The 16604-nt window shown below is 64.0% G+C and carries 20 protein-coding genes; 12 read left to right on the plus strand and 8 right to left on the minus strand.

Annotated elements, in window-relative coordinates; all coding sequences use genetic code 11:
- The first annotated feature begins 168 nt into the window (after nt 1-168).
- The gene (locus tag L1965_RS04510; RefSeq protein WP_235755217.1) at nt 169-1353 is read left to right on the plus strand and encodes a toxic anion resistance protein; all 1185 of its coding nucleotides are present in this window, start codon (nt 169-171) and stop codon (nt 1351-1353) included.
- Nucleotides 1350-2366: a DUF2927 domain-containing protein gene (locus tag L1965_RS04515; RefSeq protein WP_235755218.1), complete on the plus strand. Its 1017-nt coding sequence runs from the start codon at nt 1350-1352 to the stop codon at nt 2364-2366. Before L1965_RS04510 ends, L1965_RS04515 begins: the two co-directional genes overlap by 4 nt.
- Nucleotides 2367-2396: 30 nt before the next feature.
- On the opposite strand, the gene L1965_RS04520 is transcribed toward L1965_RS04515, so the two are convergent.
- Nucleotides 2397-3068 (minus strand): CatB-related O-acetyltransferase, encoded by a 672-nt coding sequence (locus L1965_RS04520; protein WP_235755219.1) that lies wholly within the window; start codon nt 3066-3068, stop codon nt 2397-2399.
- A 140-nt stretch (nt 3069-3208) separates the two neighbouring features.
- On the opposite strand from L1965_RS04520, the gene L1965_RS04525 reads away from it, so the two are divergent.
- Nucleotides 3209-3637, plus strand: a complete 429-nt coding sequence (locus tag L1965_RS04525; protein ID WP_235755220.1) for a VOC family protein — start codon at nt 3209-3211, stop codon at nt 3635-3637.
- Between the two features lie 153 nt (nt 3638-3790).
- Here the strand turns inward: L1965_RS04525 and L1965_RS04530 are convergent, their stop codons facing one another.
- The 3 genes from L1965_RS04530 to L1965_RS04540 form a co-directional block, all read right to left on the minus strand.
- Complete coding sequence (locus L1965_RS04530; protein WP_439332046.1) at nt 3791-4303, minus strand: MarR family winged helix-turn-helix transcriptional regulator; 513 nt, start codon at nt 4301-4303, stop codon at nt 3791-3793.
- A gap of 172 nt (nt 4304-4475) precedes the next feature.
- Nucleotides 4476-4772: an FAD assembly factor SdhE gene (locus tag L1965_RS04535; RefSeq protein ID WP_235755600.1), complete on the minus strand. Its 297-nt coding sequence runs from the start codon at nt 4770-4772 to the stop codon at nt 4476-4478.
- A gap of 1 nt (nt 4773) precedes the next feature.
- The gene (locus tag L1965_RS04540) at nt 4774-5169 is read right to left on the minus strand and encodes a helix-turn-helix domain-containing protein (RefSeq protein ID WP_235755221.1); all 396 of its coding nucleotides are present in this window, start codon (nt 5167-5169) and stop codon (nt 4774-4776) included.
- Nucleotides 5170-5201: 32 nt separating this feature from the next.
- Between L1965_RS04540 and L1965_RS04545 the strand changes: the two genes are divergently transcribed.
- Both L1965_RS04545 and L1965_RS04550 read left to right on the plus strand, forming a co-directional pair.
- Nucleotides 5202-6404, plus strand: a complete 1203-nt coding sequence (locus tag L1965_RS04545; protein ID WP_235755222.1) for a pyridoxal phosphate-dependent aminotransferase — start codon at nt 5202-5204, stop codon at nt 6402-6404.
- Nucleotides 6405-6453: 49 nt separating this feature from the next.
- Nucleotides 6454-6825, plus strand: coding sequence for a baeRF12 domain-containing protein (locus L1965_RS04550; RefSeq protein ID WP_235755223.1), 372 nt, complete (start codon nt 6454-6456; stop codon nt 6823-6825).
- A 71-nt stretch (nt 6826-6896) separates the two neighbouring features.
- Here L1965_RS04550 and L1965_RS04555 read toward each other — a convergent pair whose 3' ends face one another.
- Nucleotides 6897-7679, minus strand: coding sequence for a 3-hydroxybutyrate dehydrogenase (locus tag L1965_RS04555; protein ID WP_235755224.1), 783 nt, complete (start codon nt 7677-7679; stop codon nt 6897-6899).
- Nucleotides 7680-8030: 351 nt separating this feature from the next.
- Here L1965_RS04555 and L1965_RS04560 point away from each other — a divergent pair, with 351 nt between their 5' ends.
- From L1965_RS04560 to L1965_RS04575, 4 genes are all read left to right on the plus strand, one after another.
- Nucleotides 8031-9890 (plus strand): extracellular solute-binding protein, encoded by a 1860-nt coding sequence (locus L1965_RS04560; protein ID WP_235755225.1) that lies wholly within the window; start codon nt 8031-8033, stop codon nt 9888-9890.
- The gene (locus L1965_RS04565) at nt 9887-10015 is read left to right on the plus strand and encodes an entericidin (protein WP_235755226.1); all 129 of its coding nucleotides are present in this window, start codon (nt 9887-9889) and stop codon (nt 10013-10015) included. The genes L1965_RS04560 and L1965_RS04565 overlap by 4 nt, the downstream gene beginning before the upstream one ends.
- Nucleotides 10016-10351: a hypothetical protein gene (locus tag L1965_RS04570; RefSeq protein ID WP_235755227.1), complete on the plus strand. Its 336-nt coding sequence runs from the start codon at nt 10016-10018 to the stop codon at nt 10349-10351. It abuts the gene before it with no gap.
- A 176-nt stretch (nt 10352-10527) separates the two neighbouring features.
- Complete coding sequence (locus L1965_RS04575; RefSeq protein ID WP_235755228.1) at nt 10528-11415, plus strand: cation diffusion facilitator family transporter; 888 nt, start codon at nt 10528-10530, stop codon at nt 11413-11415.
- A 198-nt stretch (nt 11416-11613) separates the two neighbouring features.
- Here the strand turns inward: L1965_RS04575 and xth are convergent, their stop codons facing one another.
- From xth to L1965_RS04590, 3 genes are all read right to left on the minus strand, one after another.
- Nucleotides 11614-12399 carry an exodeoxyribonuclease III gene (xth, locus tag L1965_RS04580; protein ID WP_235755229.1) on the minus strand — a complete coding sequence of 262 codons (786 nt, stop codon included), beginning with the start codon at nt 12397-12399 and terminating at the stop codon, nt 11614-11616.
- Nucleotides 12396-13529 (minus strand): acyltransferase family protein, encoded by a 1134-nt coding sequence (locus L1965_RS04585; RefSeq protein WP_235755230.1) that lies wholly within the window; start codon nt 13527-13529, stop codon nt 12396-12398. The genes xth and L1965_RS04585 overlap by 4 nt, the downstream gene beginning before the upstream one ends.
- 137 nt (nt 13530-13666) lie before the next feature.
- Nucleotides 13667-13990, minus strand: coding sequence for a HesB/IscA family protein (locus L1965_RS04590; protein ID WP_235755231.1), 324 nt, complete (start codon nt 13988-13990; stop codon nt 13667-13669).
- Nucleotides 13991-14065: 75 nt separating this feature from the next.
- Here L1965_RS04590 and L1965_RS04595 point away from each other — a divergent pair, with 75 nt between their 5' ends.
- The 3 genes from L1965_RS04595 to L1965_RS04605 all read left to right on the plus strand — a co-directional run bounded on the left by L1965_RS04595 (nt 14066) and on the right by L1965_RS04605 (nt 16595).
- Nucleotides 14066-15235 carry a deoxyguanosinetriphosphate triphosphohydrolase gene (locus L1965_RS04595; RefSeq protein ID WP_235755232.1) on the plus strand — a complete coding sequence of 390 codons (1170 nt, stop codon included), beginning with the start codon at nt 14066-14068 and terminating at the stop codon, nt 15233-15235.
- 89 nt (nt 15236-15324) lie between these two features.
- Nucleotides 15325-15753, plus strand: coding sequence for an OsmC family protein (locus L1965_RS04600; protein ID WP_235755233.1), 429 nt, complete (start codon nt 15325-15327; stop codon nt 15751-15753).
- Complete coding sequence (locus L1965_RS04605; protein ID WP_235755234.1) at nt 15753-16595, plus strand: transglutaminase-like domain-containing protein; 843 nt, start codon at nt 15753-15755, stop codon at nt 16593-16595. The genes L1965_RS04600 and L1965_RS04605 overlap by 1 nt, the downstream gene beginning before the upstream one ends.
- Nucleotides 16596-16604 lie beyond the last annotated feature (9 nt).

Consider the following 16604-nt stretch of genomic DNA (forward strand, 5'->3'; position numbering starts at 1 on the left):
CAGGGCGTTGCGGCAAAAGCGCCACACAGACGATGGCGAGACTGGCAGGGGGCGAAACTTTCGCCCCCTGTCGCCGTTGAAAGCCGCACGAATCAGCCTATGCTGCGGTGCAACACGAAAGGCCGAGGCGAGCGCAGTTCGCCCGGCCGCGCGAAGGGAACAGGGTCCATGACCGAAGACACACGGCGCCGCGCCGAGGCTGCTCAGAAGGCCATCGAGGACGTGACCTCGGTGGTGCTGCCCGAACCCGGACGAGAGCCCGTCGCGCTGGATTCCGGCGATCCCGCCGCCCGCGCGGAAATCCGCAAGCGCATGGACGAGATCGATCTCGGCGACAGCGGCTCGATCGTGCGCTTCGGCACGCGCGCACAGGCGGAATTGCAGGAAATCAGCCAGAAGATGCTGGCCGATGTCAAGAACAAGGATGTCGGACCCGCCGGCGAGAGCCTGCGCGAGATCGTGACAACGATCCGCGGTTTTTCCACGTCGGAACTGGACATGCGTCGCAGCCGCAGCTGGTGGGAAAAACTCCTCGGCCGCTCGGCACCGTTCGCGAAGTTCGTCTCCAACTACGAACGGGTGCAGACGCAGATTGATCGCGTGACATCGGATCTGGAAGCACACGAGCAGCGCCTGTTGAAGGATATCAAGGCGCTGGACCTGTTGTATGATCGAACGCTTGGCTTTTATGACCAGCTTGCCCTGTATATCGCGGCGGGTGACGCCAAGTTGCGCGAACTGGACGACGAGGTCATCCCCGCCAAGGAGGCCCGGATCGCCGCCACCGGCGAGGCCGATCAGGTGATGGAGGCGCAGGAACTGCGCGACCTGCGCGCCGTCCGTGACGATCTGGAACGCCGGGTCCATGACCTGAAGCTGACCCGGCAGGTGACAATGCAATCGCTGCCCTCGATCCGGCTGGTTCAGGAAAACGACAAGTCGCTGGTGACAAAGATCAATTCGACGCTGGTGAACACCGTTCCGCTGTGGGAAACCCAACTCGCGCAGGCCGTCACCATCCAGCGCAGCGCCGAGGCCGCGCGGGCGGTCAAGGAAGCCAGCGACCTGACCAACGACCTGCTGACCCGCAACGCCGAGAATCTGCGCCAGGCAAACAGTCAGATCCGCACCCAGACCGAACGCGGCGTTTTCGACATCGAGGCCGTGCGGACAGCCAATGCCGAATTGATCGCCACGATCGAGGACAGTCTGCGGATCGCGGACGAGGGTCGCGCACGTCGCGCAGCGGCCGAGGAAGACATGAGCCGGATGGAGGCCGAACTTCGCGCGGCGCTGGCTTCGGCCAGCGCCAGGCGCCAAGGAACGGCCGTGGACCGGACAGGACCGCGATGATCCCGGCGCGGTTGCATCGGCCGGCATGGCTTGGACTGGCTTTGTTTCTGGCTGGCTGCGCGGGCAACACGACCATCGCTCCGGTGCCGCCGCTACCGCGACCGGCGATGCCCGCAGCCCAGCCCGATGGCCCAAGCCAGGCCGAACTTCGCAAGGCACGCGCTGAACGGAACCAGGCCGTCAACGCGACCGCCGCCGTCGTTCAAGCCAGTGCCAGCGCGACAAGCGAGACCCGCCGGGCGCAATATGCGAGTGCCGAACGGGACCTTCTGGCGCAGGGCAGGCTGCGTCGGGACCGCGTGCCGATGGACGCGCCGATCGATGCCGCTCTGCTGGTGCGCAACTTCATCGAAATCGCGCTGCGCGACGAATACAGCCGACAGGGCGATCGGCTTGTGGCCGATGCCCGCGACGCCCCGCTGCGACGCTGGACGGATGCGGTCAGCATCCAGCTGGAATTCGGGCCGTCCGCCGATACCGCGCTGCGGCGGGCCTATCGCGCAGAGGTCGCCTCCTTCGCGGGACGCCTCACGCGGGCGACCGGTCACCCGGTGGGGCTGACCGGATCGGACGGAAATTTCCTCGTGCTGGTCCTGAACGAGGATGAGCGCCGCAACATCCTGCCGCTGCTGGAACGCCTGGTGCCCGAGTTGCCGCAGCAGGACAGGATTGCGCTGCGCGACCTCGACCCCCAAAACTACTGTGCGGTATTCGCCTATTCCCGCGGGCATTCCAGCGCCTATGTCCGTGCGGTCGCGTTGATGAGGGCAGAACTGCCCAGCCTGTTGCGCAGCTCCTGCATCCACGAAGAGCTTGCGCAGGGCATGGGGCTGGCGAATGACAGCCCCGCGGCCCGGCCCTCGATCTTCAACGACGACGAAGAGTTCGCACTGCTGACCAGGCATGACGAGTTGCTGCTGAAGATCCTGTACGATCCGCGCCTGCGTCCCGGCATGACGCAGGGCGAAGCACGGCCCATCGTTCGCAAGATCGTGGCGGAATTGCTGGGCTGAGCCTGGGCCGTCGATCGTCCGGGGGCGCGTTCAGTCGACCACGACCGACAGCAGGTCATATTCCTGGTCGTGTTGCAGAGCGGTCTCGAAGAAGGCCCTGTTTCTCTTGATCCGCTCGTCGTCCCAGTGCCACCACTTGATCTGAAGCATCTGGGTTATGACATCGTCGCTGAACCGCTTGCGGATGATCCTGGCTGGCGAGCCGCCCACGATCGCGAAGTCAGGGACGGTCCGGGTCACCGTAGCGCCGGCGGCTATGACGGCGCCATGGCCGACCTGGACACCGGAAAGAACATTGACCTTGTCACCGATCCAGACATTGTGGCCGATTTCGATCGGCCCCTTGGTTTCAACGGCTGGGGCGAACCCAAACCGCTTGTTGAAGCTGACCTGCTGGTTCGGCATGTCCGTCCGATGGTTCCCGGAAAGCAGCGAAAGATATCTGCCAAACGCGCAGTATCTTCCGATCCGCACCACGCCGCGGGCGTCAAGGGTTCCGTTGATATTGGAGTGACTTCCGCAGAGAACGCGACCTCTAATAGTCCAGACTTCCGGATTTCCGCGAATGCCTCCCGCCTTGATCTCGGCCGCGTCTGCGAGGGAATGAAAACTGCGGAGCTCGTCATTGGTGAAAATGCTTGGCACGGTTCGGTCCACTGGTTCGCAGGCCAATCGTCTAGCCTCACCGCCCTCGGACAGCAAGAGCAAGACCGGCCGTGCGACCTGGCACGGCGCGCGCCGTCCCTCTGCTCGACGGTTTGTCACCGCCGCCGCAATATGCGAATGTCGGGCGATTTCGGCGGGCGTGCCCCGTCCCGCGACCACTTTGAAAGGAAGCCAGAATGGACATCCGCTATCTGCACACGATGGTCCGGGTCAAGGATCTGGACAAGACGATCGCGTTCTTCCGACTGCTGGGCCTGGAGGAAATTCGTCGCATCGACAACGAAAAGGGACGATTTTCGTTGGTCTTTCTGGCACCGCCGGGCCAGCCCGAGTGCCCGGTCGAGCTGACCTACAACTGGGACGGCGACGAAGGGCTGCCCTCGGACAGCAGGCATTTCGGCCATCTGGCCTATCGCGTCGGCAATATCTACGAAATGTGCCAGAAGCTCCGCGACGCCGGCGTGACCATCAACCGCCCGCCGCGCGATGGGCACATGGCCTTCGTGCGCAGCCCTGACAACATCTCGATCGAGCTTCTGCAGGAGGGTGACAGCCTGCCGCCGCAAGAACCCTGGGCCAGCATGGAAAATACCGGGCACTGGTAATCAGCTGGCACGCACGGCTGGCTGGTTTCCCGCCAACCGGCCCGGGCCATCCGCCGAACGCCCAGATCAGGATCACGCCCGAATTGCCGGAACCGGGCGGGCGGGGAGCATTGGTGCCCCCGCCCCGTTCCGGTCGCAGCAGAAACCCGGAATTCAGTAGATATAGCGGATCTGTTCGGACCAGAAGCGTTCGATCCGCCGGCATTGCAGGTTCACCTGCTCCAGGGGTGGATCGTCCAGAACGCCGGACATCGCCAGACCTTCGGCGTGGCGCAGGAAAAGCCGTTGGACCAGCAGGCGCACCTCCTGGCCGGCATCGGTCAGGCGCACACGGACCGAACGGCGATCCATGTCGCAACGCTCGTGATGGACATAGCCCATCGTCACCAGCTTCTTCAGGTTGTAGCTGACATTCGAGCCCTGGTACATTCCACGCGATCGCAATTCGCCGGCCGTCACCTCGGACTCGCCCATGTTGTACAGGATCAGCGCCTGGACCGGCGTAAGGTCATTGCGGCAAAGTCGCTCGAACTCGTCCTTGACCAGATCAAGCATCAGCCGGTGCATCCGTTCCAGCAACTGCAGGGATTCCAGATAGGCTTCGGCCGTATCGGCGGCCTCGTCGTTTCGGGAGCGGTCATATACTTGTCGCTCGAATTGGGGCATGTTGCTCAACATCGGGAAATCTGTCCTGTCAGGTTCTGCTCGATCACGATCATGCGACAAAAAAGCGAATCTTCGGTTAATCAGACAATTGAACAGTTTCCTGGCACAGGAAGCCCCGCGGTTGCGGTCCTTTCGGGCCGCTGACGAATCGCAGCCGCCCGTTGACGGCGCTTCAGCCTTGCTCCGCCCAACGCCCCGAGGCATGCGCAGCGATCCGTTCCAGCAGAGGCGACAGCCCGGCGGGTCCCCGATCGGGATGTGCGTCGCCCGTCACGCGGCGCGTGATCCACAGGTAAAGATCCTGATCGTTCTCGGACAGCAGCGCTTCGTAGGCTGCAAATTCGTCTTCGCTCAGATTCGTGAGCGGACCGTCGGCGAAGGGCCCGAGAATCAGGTCCATCTCCTTCATCCCGCGGCGCCAGCTGCGCATCTTCAGCCGTCGCAGGCGAAGCTCGGCCGTCTCAGGAATTTCAGCCATTCGCGAGCAACTCCTCGAGGCGGTCCACACGGCTTGCCGCCTCTGCCAGCAGGCGTCGCAGTTCGCGCAGCTCGTTGCGGGTAGCGTGGGCCGACCCGTCCTCGGCCTGCGGACCCTGCCCCTGCCCGGTCAGCAGCCAGACAAGCGGTACACCCAGCATGCCCGACAGGCGTCCCAGCAACACGGCGCGCGGCTCGGCCTGATCGGCCTCCCAGCCTTGCATCGTCTCAAGCCGCACGCCCAGCCCGGCAGCCAGGTCCTCGACGCTCAGCCCTGCACTTTCGCGCGCGGCGGTCAGCCGGTCGCCGAGTGTCGCCTTGTCTTCTCCAAAACCCTGTTCGCCCATGATCCCCTCGCTTGTGGCCCGTTGCGCCGCAGCGTAATCCATAAGCGCATGCAGCACAAACCCACGAGGTTCACATGGGCTTTCTCGCGGACCGGCTGACCCGGATCAAGCCGTCGCCCACCATCGCCATGACGACACGCGCAGGCCAGTTGCGTGCCGAGGGCCGCGACATCATCGGACTGTCGGCGGGCGAGCCGGACTTCGATACACCGGAACATATCCGCGAGGCCGGAAAGGCCGCCATTGACGCGGGCCATACACGGTACACGCCGGTGGACGGAACCGCATCGTTGAAACGCGCCATCTGCGCCAAGTTCTCCCGCGAGAACGGCCTCGACTATTCACCCTCGCAGATCACCGTCGGCACCGGTGGCAAGCAGATCCTGTTCAACGCCCTGATGGCCACGCTGAACGAGGCCGACGAAGTCATCATTCCGGCGCCCTACTGGGTCAGCTATCCCGACATGGTCCTGCTGTGCGGCGGGACACCGGTCATCGTTGAGTGCGGCATCGACACAGGGTTCCGCATGACGCCGCAGGCACTGGAGGCGGCCATCACGCCCCGCACCCGATGGCTTATCCTGAATTCCCCCTCGAACCCGTCAGGCGCGGGCTATTCGCGCGCCGACATCCAGGCGCTGACCACGGTTCTGCTGCGCCATCCCGACATCTGGATTCTCTCGGACGATATCTACGAGCATCTGGTCTTCGACGCGTTCCAGTTCGCCACCCCCGCCCAGGTCGAGCCGCGCCTGAAGGATCGCGTCCTCACCATGAACGGGGTCAGCAAGGCCTATGCGATGACCGGCTGGCGGATCGGATATGGCGGTGGGCCCGAGCCGCTGATCCGCGCGATGGCCAAGCTGCAGTCGCAATCGACATCGAATCCCTGCTCGATCAGCCAATATGCCGCCGAGGCTGCGCTGAACGGACCGCAGGATTACATCACCGAAAGCCGCGCGGTTTTCCAGCGGCGTCGCGATCTGGTGGTGGCAGGGCTGAACGACTGTCCCGGGCTCGATTGCCCCACACCCCAGGGCGCCTTCTATGTCTATCCCTCGATCGCCGGACTGATCGGAAAGACCAGCGCGGCCGGAACGACGATCCGGAACGACGAGGATTTCGCCAACGCACTGCTGGATGAGACCGGCGTGGCCGTGGTATGGGGCGCGGCATTTGGCCTCAGCCCACATTTCCGTATCTCGTATGCGACCAGCGACGAACAGCTTGCCGAGGCAGTGTCGCGGATCCACCGCTTCTGCGTGGGCTGCAACTGAGATAGGCTCGACGCGTTGACACCTGCAACCCCGGCAGAAGGAGAACGTCATGCTGTCTCGTAACGCGCTGGTCGTCGTCGCCGATGGCCATTCCGCGACGCTGTTCCGCAACCGCGCGCGCCACGGTCTTGAGCTGGAACAGACTCGGCACCTGACCCAACAGGATTTCACCGACGGAGAACTGGTCGCGGAATCGACACGCGATATCGACGAGGCCGCCTTCGCGACGGGACTGGCGGAGTACCTGAACAATCTTGTCCTGCGACAGAAGGCCGACGAACTGGCCATCGTGGCTGATCCGGCAACCCTGGGTCAGATGCGCAAGAAATATCACAAGCAGCTTGAACAGCGCCTCGCCAAGGAGGTCGCCAAGACATTGAACGGGGCCGACGTGGCGGCGATCGAGAGGGTGCTTGCCTGAAGGACCGGAGGGGTCGCATGATGGACCCCTCCTCCTCATCCCGCCGCCGTGGCTGCGACGCAGCCTCGTGGCTAAAGCGCCGTCCAGCCGCCATCGACGCTGATCGTCGTCCCGGTGATCTGGGCCGCCGCGTCGCTGCACAGGAAGACAGCCGTGTCGCCCAGTTCCTCGACAGTCGCGAATTCCTTGGAAGGTTGGCGCTGCAGCATGACGTTCTTGATGACGTCCTCGCGGCTCATGTCGTATTCCTTCATCGTATCCGGGATCTGCGCCTCGACCAGCGGCGTCAGCACATAGCCCGGGCAGATTGCGTTGCAGGTGATCTGCTCGCGCGCCGTTTCCAGGGCCGTCACCTTCGTGAACCCGACAACGCCATGCTTGGCCGCGACATAGGCCGATTTGAAGGGACTGGCCGTCAAGCCGTGGGCCGACGCGATATTGACGATCCGCCCCCAACCCGCCTCACGCATCATCGGCAGTGCGGCGGCCGTGGTGTGAAAACTCGATGACAGGTTGATCGCGATGATCGCGTCCCATTTCTCGACCGGGAAATCCGGGATCGGCGCGACGTGCTGGATGCCCGCGTTGTTGACAAGGATATCGCAGCGCCCGGCTTGCCGGATCAGCGCGCGGCAGTCTTCGGCTTTCGACATGTCAGCACGGACATAGCGGACTTTCACGCCATGCTGACCGGCCAGTTCCTCGGCCAGCGCATGATCCTCGTCGCGATCCGTAAAGCTGTTCAGCACCAGATCCGCACCCGCCTTCGCCAGTCGGTGCGCCACGCCCAGCCCGATCCCGGAATTCGACCCGGTCACCACGGCGGTCCTGCCTGTCAGGAATTTCTCGAACATCGGTTCCCCCAAATCATCCTTTGCTTCCCGCGCAGCCTAAACAGCGGCGCAGGCGGGCGCAGCAATAAAACCGCGTCTGTCGCCGCATCGCGGCATTGTTGATTGGACACGGGCGCGCTGTTCCCGCATGTCTGCCCGACGGAATGGGCGGCGAGCAAAAAAAAGGCGCCCGCACAAGGCGGGCGCAAGTCATGAGGCAGGTTTCATACAGGCAAGAAACCTATCGAGCAGTGTCTTATTTATACGCGACTCCCCGCCCGAGTCCAACACCGAAGTTCGGGGCGGCATTGACGCGTCCCGACCGAGCCTGTTGAAATCGCGGGCAAACAAGGAACGACGAGGCAGGCGGCGATGCGAATCTTCAAAAACCTTAACAAATGCGCGATCAAACGCGGCTTGCCGGTGGCGCTGCTTGCCCTGCTCGGTGTTGCAGCAATGCCGCTGGCAAGCCCCGCAGAACCCGCCCATGGCATTGCAATGTATGGAGAACCTGCGCTTGCGGACGGGTTTGCCAGCCTGCCCTACGCGAATCCCGACGCCCCGAAGGGGGGCGTGATTCGCCTGGCCGAGCCGGGTGGGTTCGACTCGCTCAAGCCCTGGGTTCTGAAAGGCAATGCCGCGTGGGGCGTCGGCGTTCACATCGCCGAGACCCTGATGTTCCGGTCGATTGACGAGCCTTTTACGCTTTATGGCCTGCTGGCCGAAACCGTCGAGGCCGCGCCGGGGCGCGAATGGGTCGAATTTACCCTGCGCCCCGAGGCCAGGTTCTCGGACGGTTCACCCGTCACCGTCGAGGATGTGATGTGGTCCTACAAGACCCTGGGGACGATCGGACATCCGCGCTACCTGGGCGCATGGTCCAAGGTCGCAACGATGGAACAGACCGGCGAACGCAGCGTCCGGTTCACGTTCACCGAGCCCGACCGGGAACTTGCCATGCTCATGGGGATGCGCCCGATCCTGAAGAAGGCCCAGTGGAGCGGCCAGGATTTCAGCGAATCCGGGCTTGAGCCGCCGATCGGATCGGGAGCGTACGTGATCGACACGGTCGATCCGGGTCGGTCGGTCAGCTTCCGGCGCAACCCCGATTATTGGGGCAAGGATCTTCCCTTGAACCGCGGACTGAACAATTTTGACGAGATCCGGTATGACTATTTCGGCGACGCCAATGCCATGTTCGAGGCGTTCAAGGCCGGCGAGGTCAGCGTCTGGCGCGAGCTTTCCGCCCAGAAATGGGACAGCGAATACGGGTTTCCCCTGATGACCGAAGGCAAGGTCGTCAAGTCCGAGATCCCGAACGAACGCCCCTCGGGCATCATGGGGCTGGTGATGAACACCCGCAATCCGATCTTCGCGGACTGGCGCGTCCGGCAGGCATTGATCGAGGCGTTCAATTTCCAGTTCATCAACAACACCCTGAACGGCGGCAAGGACCCGCGCATCACCTCGTATTTCTCGAACTCGGTGCTGGCGATGCGGCCGGGTCCGGCCGAAGGTCGCGTCCGCGAATTGCTGGAGCCTTTCGCGGCCGACCTGCCGCCAGGCGCGCTTGAGGGCTATACCCTGCCCGAAGGCAGCGACCGGCCGCTGGACCGCGCCGCCCTGCGCAAGGCGCTGAAGCTGCTGGAAGAGGCGGGCTGGACCGTTCAGGACGGCGCGCTGAAGAACGAAAAAGGCAAGCCCTTCAGCTTCGAGATCCTGCTGAACCAGTCCGGCAGCGCCATGCGCACGGCCTCGGAAACCCAGCAGATCGTCGATATCTATCTGGAGGCGCTGCGCAATCTGGGCATCACCCCGGGTCTGACCTTGCTGGATTCGGCGCAGTTCGTTCAGCGCACCAACAATTACGATTTCGACATGACCTGGTATGAACGCGCGCTGTCGCTGTCGCCTGGCAATGAACAGATGCTGTACTGGGGCGCCGATGGCATCACGTTGCCCGGCAGCCGCAACTGGATGGGCATGAACAACCCCGCCGCCGAGGCGATGGTCTTGGCCATCCTGGAGGCGCGCTCCAATGAAGAGTTCACCTCGGCCGTGCGCGCGCTGGACCGGGTCTTGACGGCGGGACGCTATGTGATCCCGGTCAGCTTCTCTCCCATCTCACGTCTGGCCCATTCTGCGCGGCTGCACTATCCTGAGGAAACACCTCTTTACGGGGACTGGCCAGGCTTCATGCCCGAGGTCTGGTGGCAGGAGGCAAAAGAATGAGAGCAGTTGCAACGATCCTTCTGGCCTGTGCGTTTCTGGCCGGCTGCAATACCGTCGCCGGTGTCGGCGAAGACATCACCGGAACCGCGCAGTGGTTTCAGCAGAGTCTGCCAAGGAGCTACTAGATGAAATGGCATCACGTTCAGGAAAACTGGTCCGCCTTCTACGAGGCGATACAGGACAAATGGCCCCAGGCTGACGAGGCCGACCTGGACGAGATCGACGGAGACCAGCGCGCCTTCGTCACCTATCTGGCCGAGTTGACCGGACAGGAGCCCTCGGAGGTGCGTGAAGAGTTGCGCGAATGGCTGACCGGCGAAATCCCCTCGGACGTCGTCATGGACCCGATCCACGACAATCATTCCATCTCGCTCAGCGCGAAATACGTCAACGAGGGCGAGGACGAGTATGACGATGATGCGCGCTTCGGGGATGACAACGACGGCCGGGACGACGACTGACAACTCGGCCGCATCACCCCGTCGGGCGTCGTGAGCCCTCAGGATTCCTTCCCTTGGGCGGCATCCGCCGTGCCGCGAGCAGGGCTTCCCCGCCTCTTCGAGGTTGAGTTTCGGGTCGCGATCGGCGAAACGCGGCCGCAACTCCGCGAATGGTCGCGGCGGCAGGGCGATCCCGGATGACCGAAACCGTCAAAATCGCGCTTGGCAGCATCGCCGTCGGTATCGCGGTGCTGCTGCTGAAGATTCTGGCCTGGCTGATGACCGGTTCGGTGGCGCTGCTGTCGGATGCGCTGGAAAGCATGGTGAACGTCGCGACGGCGGCGGCGGCGCTGATCGCCATACGGGTCGCGGCCCGGCCCGCCGATCAGGGCCATCCCTACGGCCATCACAAGGCGGAATTCTTCAGCGCCGTGCTGGAAGGCGTGATGATCATCGTCGCCGCGCTGCTGATCATGCGCGAGGCATGGCTGGGTTTTCGCGATCCGCCGGTTCTGGATGCGCCCTTCGACGGGCTTGCCGTCAACGCCGCTGCCGGAGTCCTGAACGCCATCTGGTGCTGGGTTCTGATCTCGCGGGGGCGCCGGCTCAAATCGCCTGCCCTGGTCGCGGATGGCAGGCATCTTCTGTCGGATGTGGTGTCCTCGGCAGCGGTCCTGATCGGCGTGACGCTGGCGGTCCTGACCGGCTGGACGGTGCTGGACCCGCTGCTGGCCGGCCTTGTCGGGCTGAACATCCTGTGGTCGGGCTGGAAGGTGATGGCCGCGTCGCTGAGCGGACTGATGGACGAAGCCGTGCCCGAGGCGACCCTGGAGGACATCCGGGCGATCATCTCGGACCGGGCGACCGGCGCGATCGAAGCGCATGATCTGCGCACCCGGCACGCCGGCCGGGTCACGTTCATCGACTTCCATCTGGTCGTCGATGGTCAGACCACCGTGGACGAGGCCCACGCCATCTGCGACCGGATCGAACAGTCGTTGCGCGCCATGCTGGACGAGGCGCATATCACCATTCATGTCGAACCCGATCACAAGGCCAAGCATTCCGGCGTGCTTGTGCTCTAGGACCGGACCCTGCCTGCCGGTCAGACGATGCCACGAGGCCCGTCTTTCCAGACCGATTGCAGCACGACGACCCTGCCCCTCTCGACCCGCTCGTCAAGGTCGATCGCGGCGCGCGCGCAGGAGTTTCACCATTTCATCCGTCGCCGAAGCCGTGCGCGCCGTCGACACAGAGGGGATGAAAATCCTGTTGCCTCTGCGTCAGGCGGCCAGTCGCACCCAGACCGGCACGTGATCGCTTGGCTTCTCGGCCGCCCGGACGTCGCGATCAACCCCGGAATCGACCATCAGATCGGCAGCCTGCGGCGATAGCAGCAAATGGTCGATGCGGATTCCGTCATCCTTGCCCCACGCACCGGCCTGATAGTCCCAGAACGTGAAGGGGCCGCGGACCGACCAGGGATCGCGGATGCGAATCGCATCGGTCCAGCCCTGCCACTGGATCGCCCGCAATGCCGCCCGGCTTTGCGGCAGGAACAGCGCATCATCCGCCCATTTTTCCGGACGTGCGGCGTCGCGCGGCTCGGGGATGACATTGAAGTCGCCCAGAAGCACGACCGGCATCTCGCTGGCCAGCAACGCGGCGGCACGCGTCCTGAGGCGATCCATCCATGCCAGCTTGTAGTCATATTTCGGACCTGGCGCCGGATTCCCGTTGGGCAGGTAAAGCCCCGCGATCCGCACCGCGTGGTCGCCAACGACGGTTGCCTCGATATAGCGGGCCTGTTCGTCCCCGTCGTCACCGGGAAGACCGCGGGTGACATCCTCAAGCGGCAGCCGGGACAGGATGGCAACACCATTGAAGCCCTTCTGACCGTGAGTTTCGACATTCCAGCCAAGATCCGCGAAATGGTCACGCGGAAACCCTTCGTCCAGAGACTTGATCTCCTGCAGCACGACCAGATCGGCGTCGGCCCCCGCCAGCCAGTCGGTCAGCGCCTGGATGCGCGCCTTGATGCCGTTGATGTTGAAGCTGGCGATCTTCATCTTGCGGCCTCCCCGGCGGACCCCGCGGCAAAGCGCCGGGTCCACTGGCGATTCAGCCAGCGGCGCGCAGGTTGCTCGATCACGTGATAGCTGAACGCCGATGCCGCGATGATGATCGCGAAGACGACCGATGCATGGATCGTCTTCGGGATCGAGTCCCAGAAGCCGAACAGGCGCTGGCCGATATTGGCGTAAAGCAGAAGGATGAGTGCGTGGACCATATAGGTCGAATACGAAATCTCGCCCAGATAGACCAGCACCCCGACGCCCGGCGCGCGCGCCAGCAGCGGCGACAGCCGCGCAGCGGCGAGGATCAGCGCCGCGAACAGCGGAAGCAGCACATAGTCGGCATTCGGGTCCTGCACGGCAAAGAACAGCCCGGCAAGCGCCGCCAGCCCGATCCACGCGGCAGGCCGGGTGCCGACATGGTCGGCCGCCAGGCGCGTCAGCACCCCCAATGCGAAACTGGGCAGGATCCGCAGCCCGCCAAACTGCCACGTCGGATGCATGAAGCCCGCATAGCCCTGGCTTCGCGCGACCGCATGCGCGACGGCGGACGATACGACCAGCGCGACCAGCCAGAAACGCCAGCCGGGCGGCTCGCGACAGAAGACCATCAGAACACCGAAGGCGAGATAGGCCGTCATCTCGGCCGAGACCGACCAGGCGACGCCGTTCAGGATCAGCCCGTCGGTGACGTGCCAGGACTGGATCAGCAGCGCGGTGGCGATCACGTCCCACAGATTGACCTGGCGTCCCAACGCGAACCCGAACGCGGCAAGACCCAGAAGCATCACCAGCCAGACCAGCATCATGGCCATGTGCAACGGATAGACGCGCGCGATGCGTCGCCACATGAACTGCCCGAAACCGAACGCGCGGCCGGTCGCTCTCTGGCCATAGACATGGAAGATCACGAACCCGGACAGCACGAAGAACAGATCCACATCGCGTGCGCCCGACCCTGCGGCCCGCCAGATCCCGACCGACGGCACGCCAAACCAGCTCCAGAAGTGGAAGGCAAAAACCCAGAAGGCCGCGAAGAAACGGATTGCGGTCAGCAACTCCAGCTCGGAGGCCAGGGGCGCGGGGCGTGACGACGGGGCTGAGACTACGCTGACGTCGGACAAGACATCACCACGATCGGCTGCAACGAGAACCTCGGATGGTCACTATCCTAGCAGATCTGCCGTCGCGCGGAACCTGTCGTTATGTAGGGCTTTTTGATGAAGCGCAAAGCGCAGCAGGATATGGCCCGTCACCGGACCTACATCGAGAAGGACGTGCCGCACCCGCAGCTGGAGGAGGCGTTCGGGTTCTCGATCACGAAGCGCGCCCCGATCAGCTCGTCCGTGAAGTCGATTGTCGCGCCGGCCAGATAAGGCAGCGACACCGGGTCGACGACGACGCGCTGTCCACCCTGCTCCAGCACCAGGTCGTCATCGGCGGCCTGATCCAGCCGGATATCGTATTGAAAACCCGAGCAGCCGCCCCCGGCGACCGCGACCCGCAGCGGACGTATCTCGGTCCCGTCATTGATCTCGGCCAGACGGGCAAAGGCGCGTTCGGTGACTTTTGGCGGCAGGTTCATGGGGCGTTCCCGTTTTCGTCCTAGGGTGCAGAATATAGGGTTTCCGGGCCGTTCTCGCAAGGAAAGCCGCCTCACGTGTCCGCAACCGCGCCCTATGCCTGCCACCCCGAAGACAGCCATGGCCGACTGTGGCCCGAACGCATGTCCACTTTCCGGTCGCCCTGGCAGCGCGACCGCGACCGGATCATCCATTCCAGCGCGTTCCGCAGGCTGAAGCACAAGACCCAGGTCTTCGTCGAACATGACGGCAAGAGATATCGCGGCGACTATTTCCGCACCCGGCTGACCCACACGATCGAGGTCGCGCAGGTCGCCCGCACGATCGCCGGCGCGCTGGGACTGAATACCGACCTGGCCGAGACCGTCGCACTGGCCCACGACCTTGGACACCCGCCCTTCGGCCACACCGGCGAAGACGCATTGGCCGCGCTGATGGCGCCTTACGGGGGCTTCGATCACAACGCGCAGGCGCTGAGGATCGTGACACGGCTGGAACGCCACTATGCCGATTTCGATGGGCTGAACCTGACATGGGAGGCCCTGGAGGGCATCGCCAAGCACAACGGCCCGGTCCCGCCCCCGCTGCCCTATGCGCTGGAGGAGGTGAACGAGGCCTGGGACCTGGAACTGCACAGCAACGCCAGTGCCGAGGCGCAGGTGGCCGCGGTCGCCGACGATGTCGCCTATAATCACCACGACCTGCATGACGGGCTGCGGGCAGAGCTTTTCACCGAGGCAGAGCTGGCCGAACTTCCGGTAATCGGCCCCGCCTTCGCCGAGGTGGACAGCATCCACCCAGGGCTGGACCGGATGCGACGGCGGCACGAGGCGCTGCGGCGGGTGTTCGGCGTCATGGTCGAGGATGTGATCGCGGTCGCCCAGAACCGGCTTGCCGGGTTGCAGCCTCAATCCGCCCAGGACATCCGCGACATGGACGGGCCGATCATCCGGTTCTCCAAACCGCTTTACCAGAACATCAAGGCGATCAAGTCATTCCTGTTCACGCGCATGTATCGCGCGCCATCGGTGGTCGATGAGCGCAGCCGCGTCACCGCGATGCTGAACGATCTGTTCCCGCTTTTCCTGACTGATCCCGCACAGATGCCCGCCAGCTGGCGCGACATCGCCCAGAACGCCCCGGACGACACGCATCGCGCACGCGTGGTGCTGGATTACGTCGCGGGAATGACCGACCGATACGCAATATCGGAACATCAGCGCCTGTTTTCGGGCAATCGCGCCTGAGACCCGCCAATATTCGCGGGCTTCCTGAAACCTTGCTGGCCACCCGGCGTTGGGGTGGCAGTTTGGGAAACGCAACAGGAGGCATCAACATGGCCCATTTCACGCGCGACGGCTCGGCCAGGTGGCAGGGCGGATTGAAGGACGGCAAGGGCACGGTCTCGACGCAGTCAGGCGCCTTGTCCGAGCAGCCCTACGGCTTCGACAACCGGTTCGATGACAAGCCCGGCACCAATCCCGAGGAACTGGTCGGCGCGGCTCACGCGGCGTGTTTCTCGATGGCCCTGTCGAAGATGCTCGAAGAGGCCGGCATCACCGGCATCAGCATCCAGACCACCTCGAAGATCACGCTTGAGCAGGATGGCGAGGGCTTCTCGGTGACAAAAGCGCATCTTGAGACGCGGATTTCGGGTGACGGCGACAAGGCCAGGATCGAGGAGCTGGCGCAGCAAGCCAAGGCAGGCTGCCCGATCTCCAAGTTGCTGAACGCGGAAATCAGTCTGGACGCCACGGTCGCCTGATGCTGATCCGGGTCGGACACGAGATCACCATCGCCGCGGCCCAGGATACGCCGCTTATCTGCATGGTGACGCCGCATGTGTCGCGGCATGGCGATTTTGTCCGGCCCGAATCGGTGACCACCATCCCGCAGGTCCCGGTGCACAGCTATTTCGACGGTTATGGCAATATCTGCCTGCGCATGATCGCTCCGGCCGGGCGGTTTTCGCTGCGCGGTGACGTGACCCTGCATGACGATGGCGCGCTTGATCCGGTCGATGAAGATGCCGATGAGTGGGCGGTCGAGGCCCTGCCGGACGAAGCGCTGCAATTCCTCACCGGCTCTCGCTACATCGAGACCGACCTGCTCAGCCAGCAGGCCTGGGACCTGTTCGGGCAGACCGAGCGCGGCTGGCACCGGGTGCAGGCCGTGGTCGATCACGTTCATCGCCACATTCGTTTCGACTATCTGCAGGCACGGTCCACGCGCACTGCGGCCGACGCGCAGCGCGAAGGGGTGGGCGTCTGCCGCGACTTCGCGCATCTGGCGCTGGGGTATCTGCGGGCGCTGAACATTCCCGCCCGCTATGTGAACGGCTATGTCGGCGATATCGGCGTTCCCGAGGAGCCCGACCCCATGGATTTCGCGGCGTGGATCGAGGTTTTCCTGGGCGGAAAATGGTGGACCTTCGACCCGCGCAACAACCAGCGCCGCATCGGCCGCGTGGTGGTCGCCCGTGGCCAGGACGCGGCCGACGTGCCGCTGATGAACAGCTTCGGCCAGCATACGCTGGAAGGCTTTCGCGTCTGGTGCCACCCGGTCGGCGAACAGGGGAACCCGCTGGACGGGATGCAGTTCGCCTGAGGCGCAGCA

This window comes from Paracoccus salsus (assembly GCF_021556615.1).
Lineage (GTDB): Bacteria > Pseudomonadota > Alphaproteobacteria > Rhodobacterales > Rhodobacteraceae > Paracoccus > Paracoccus salsus.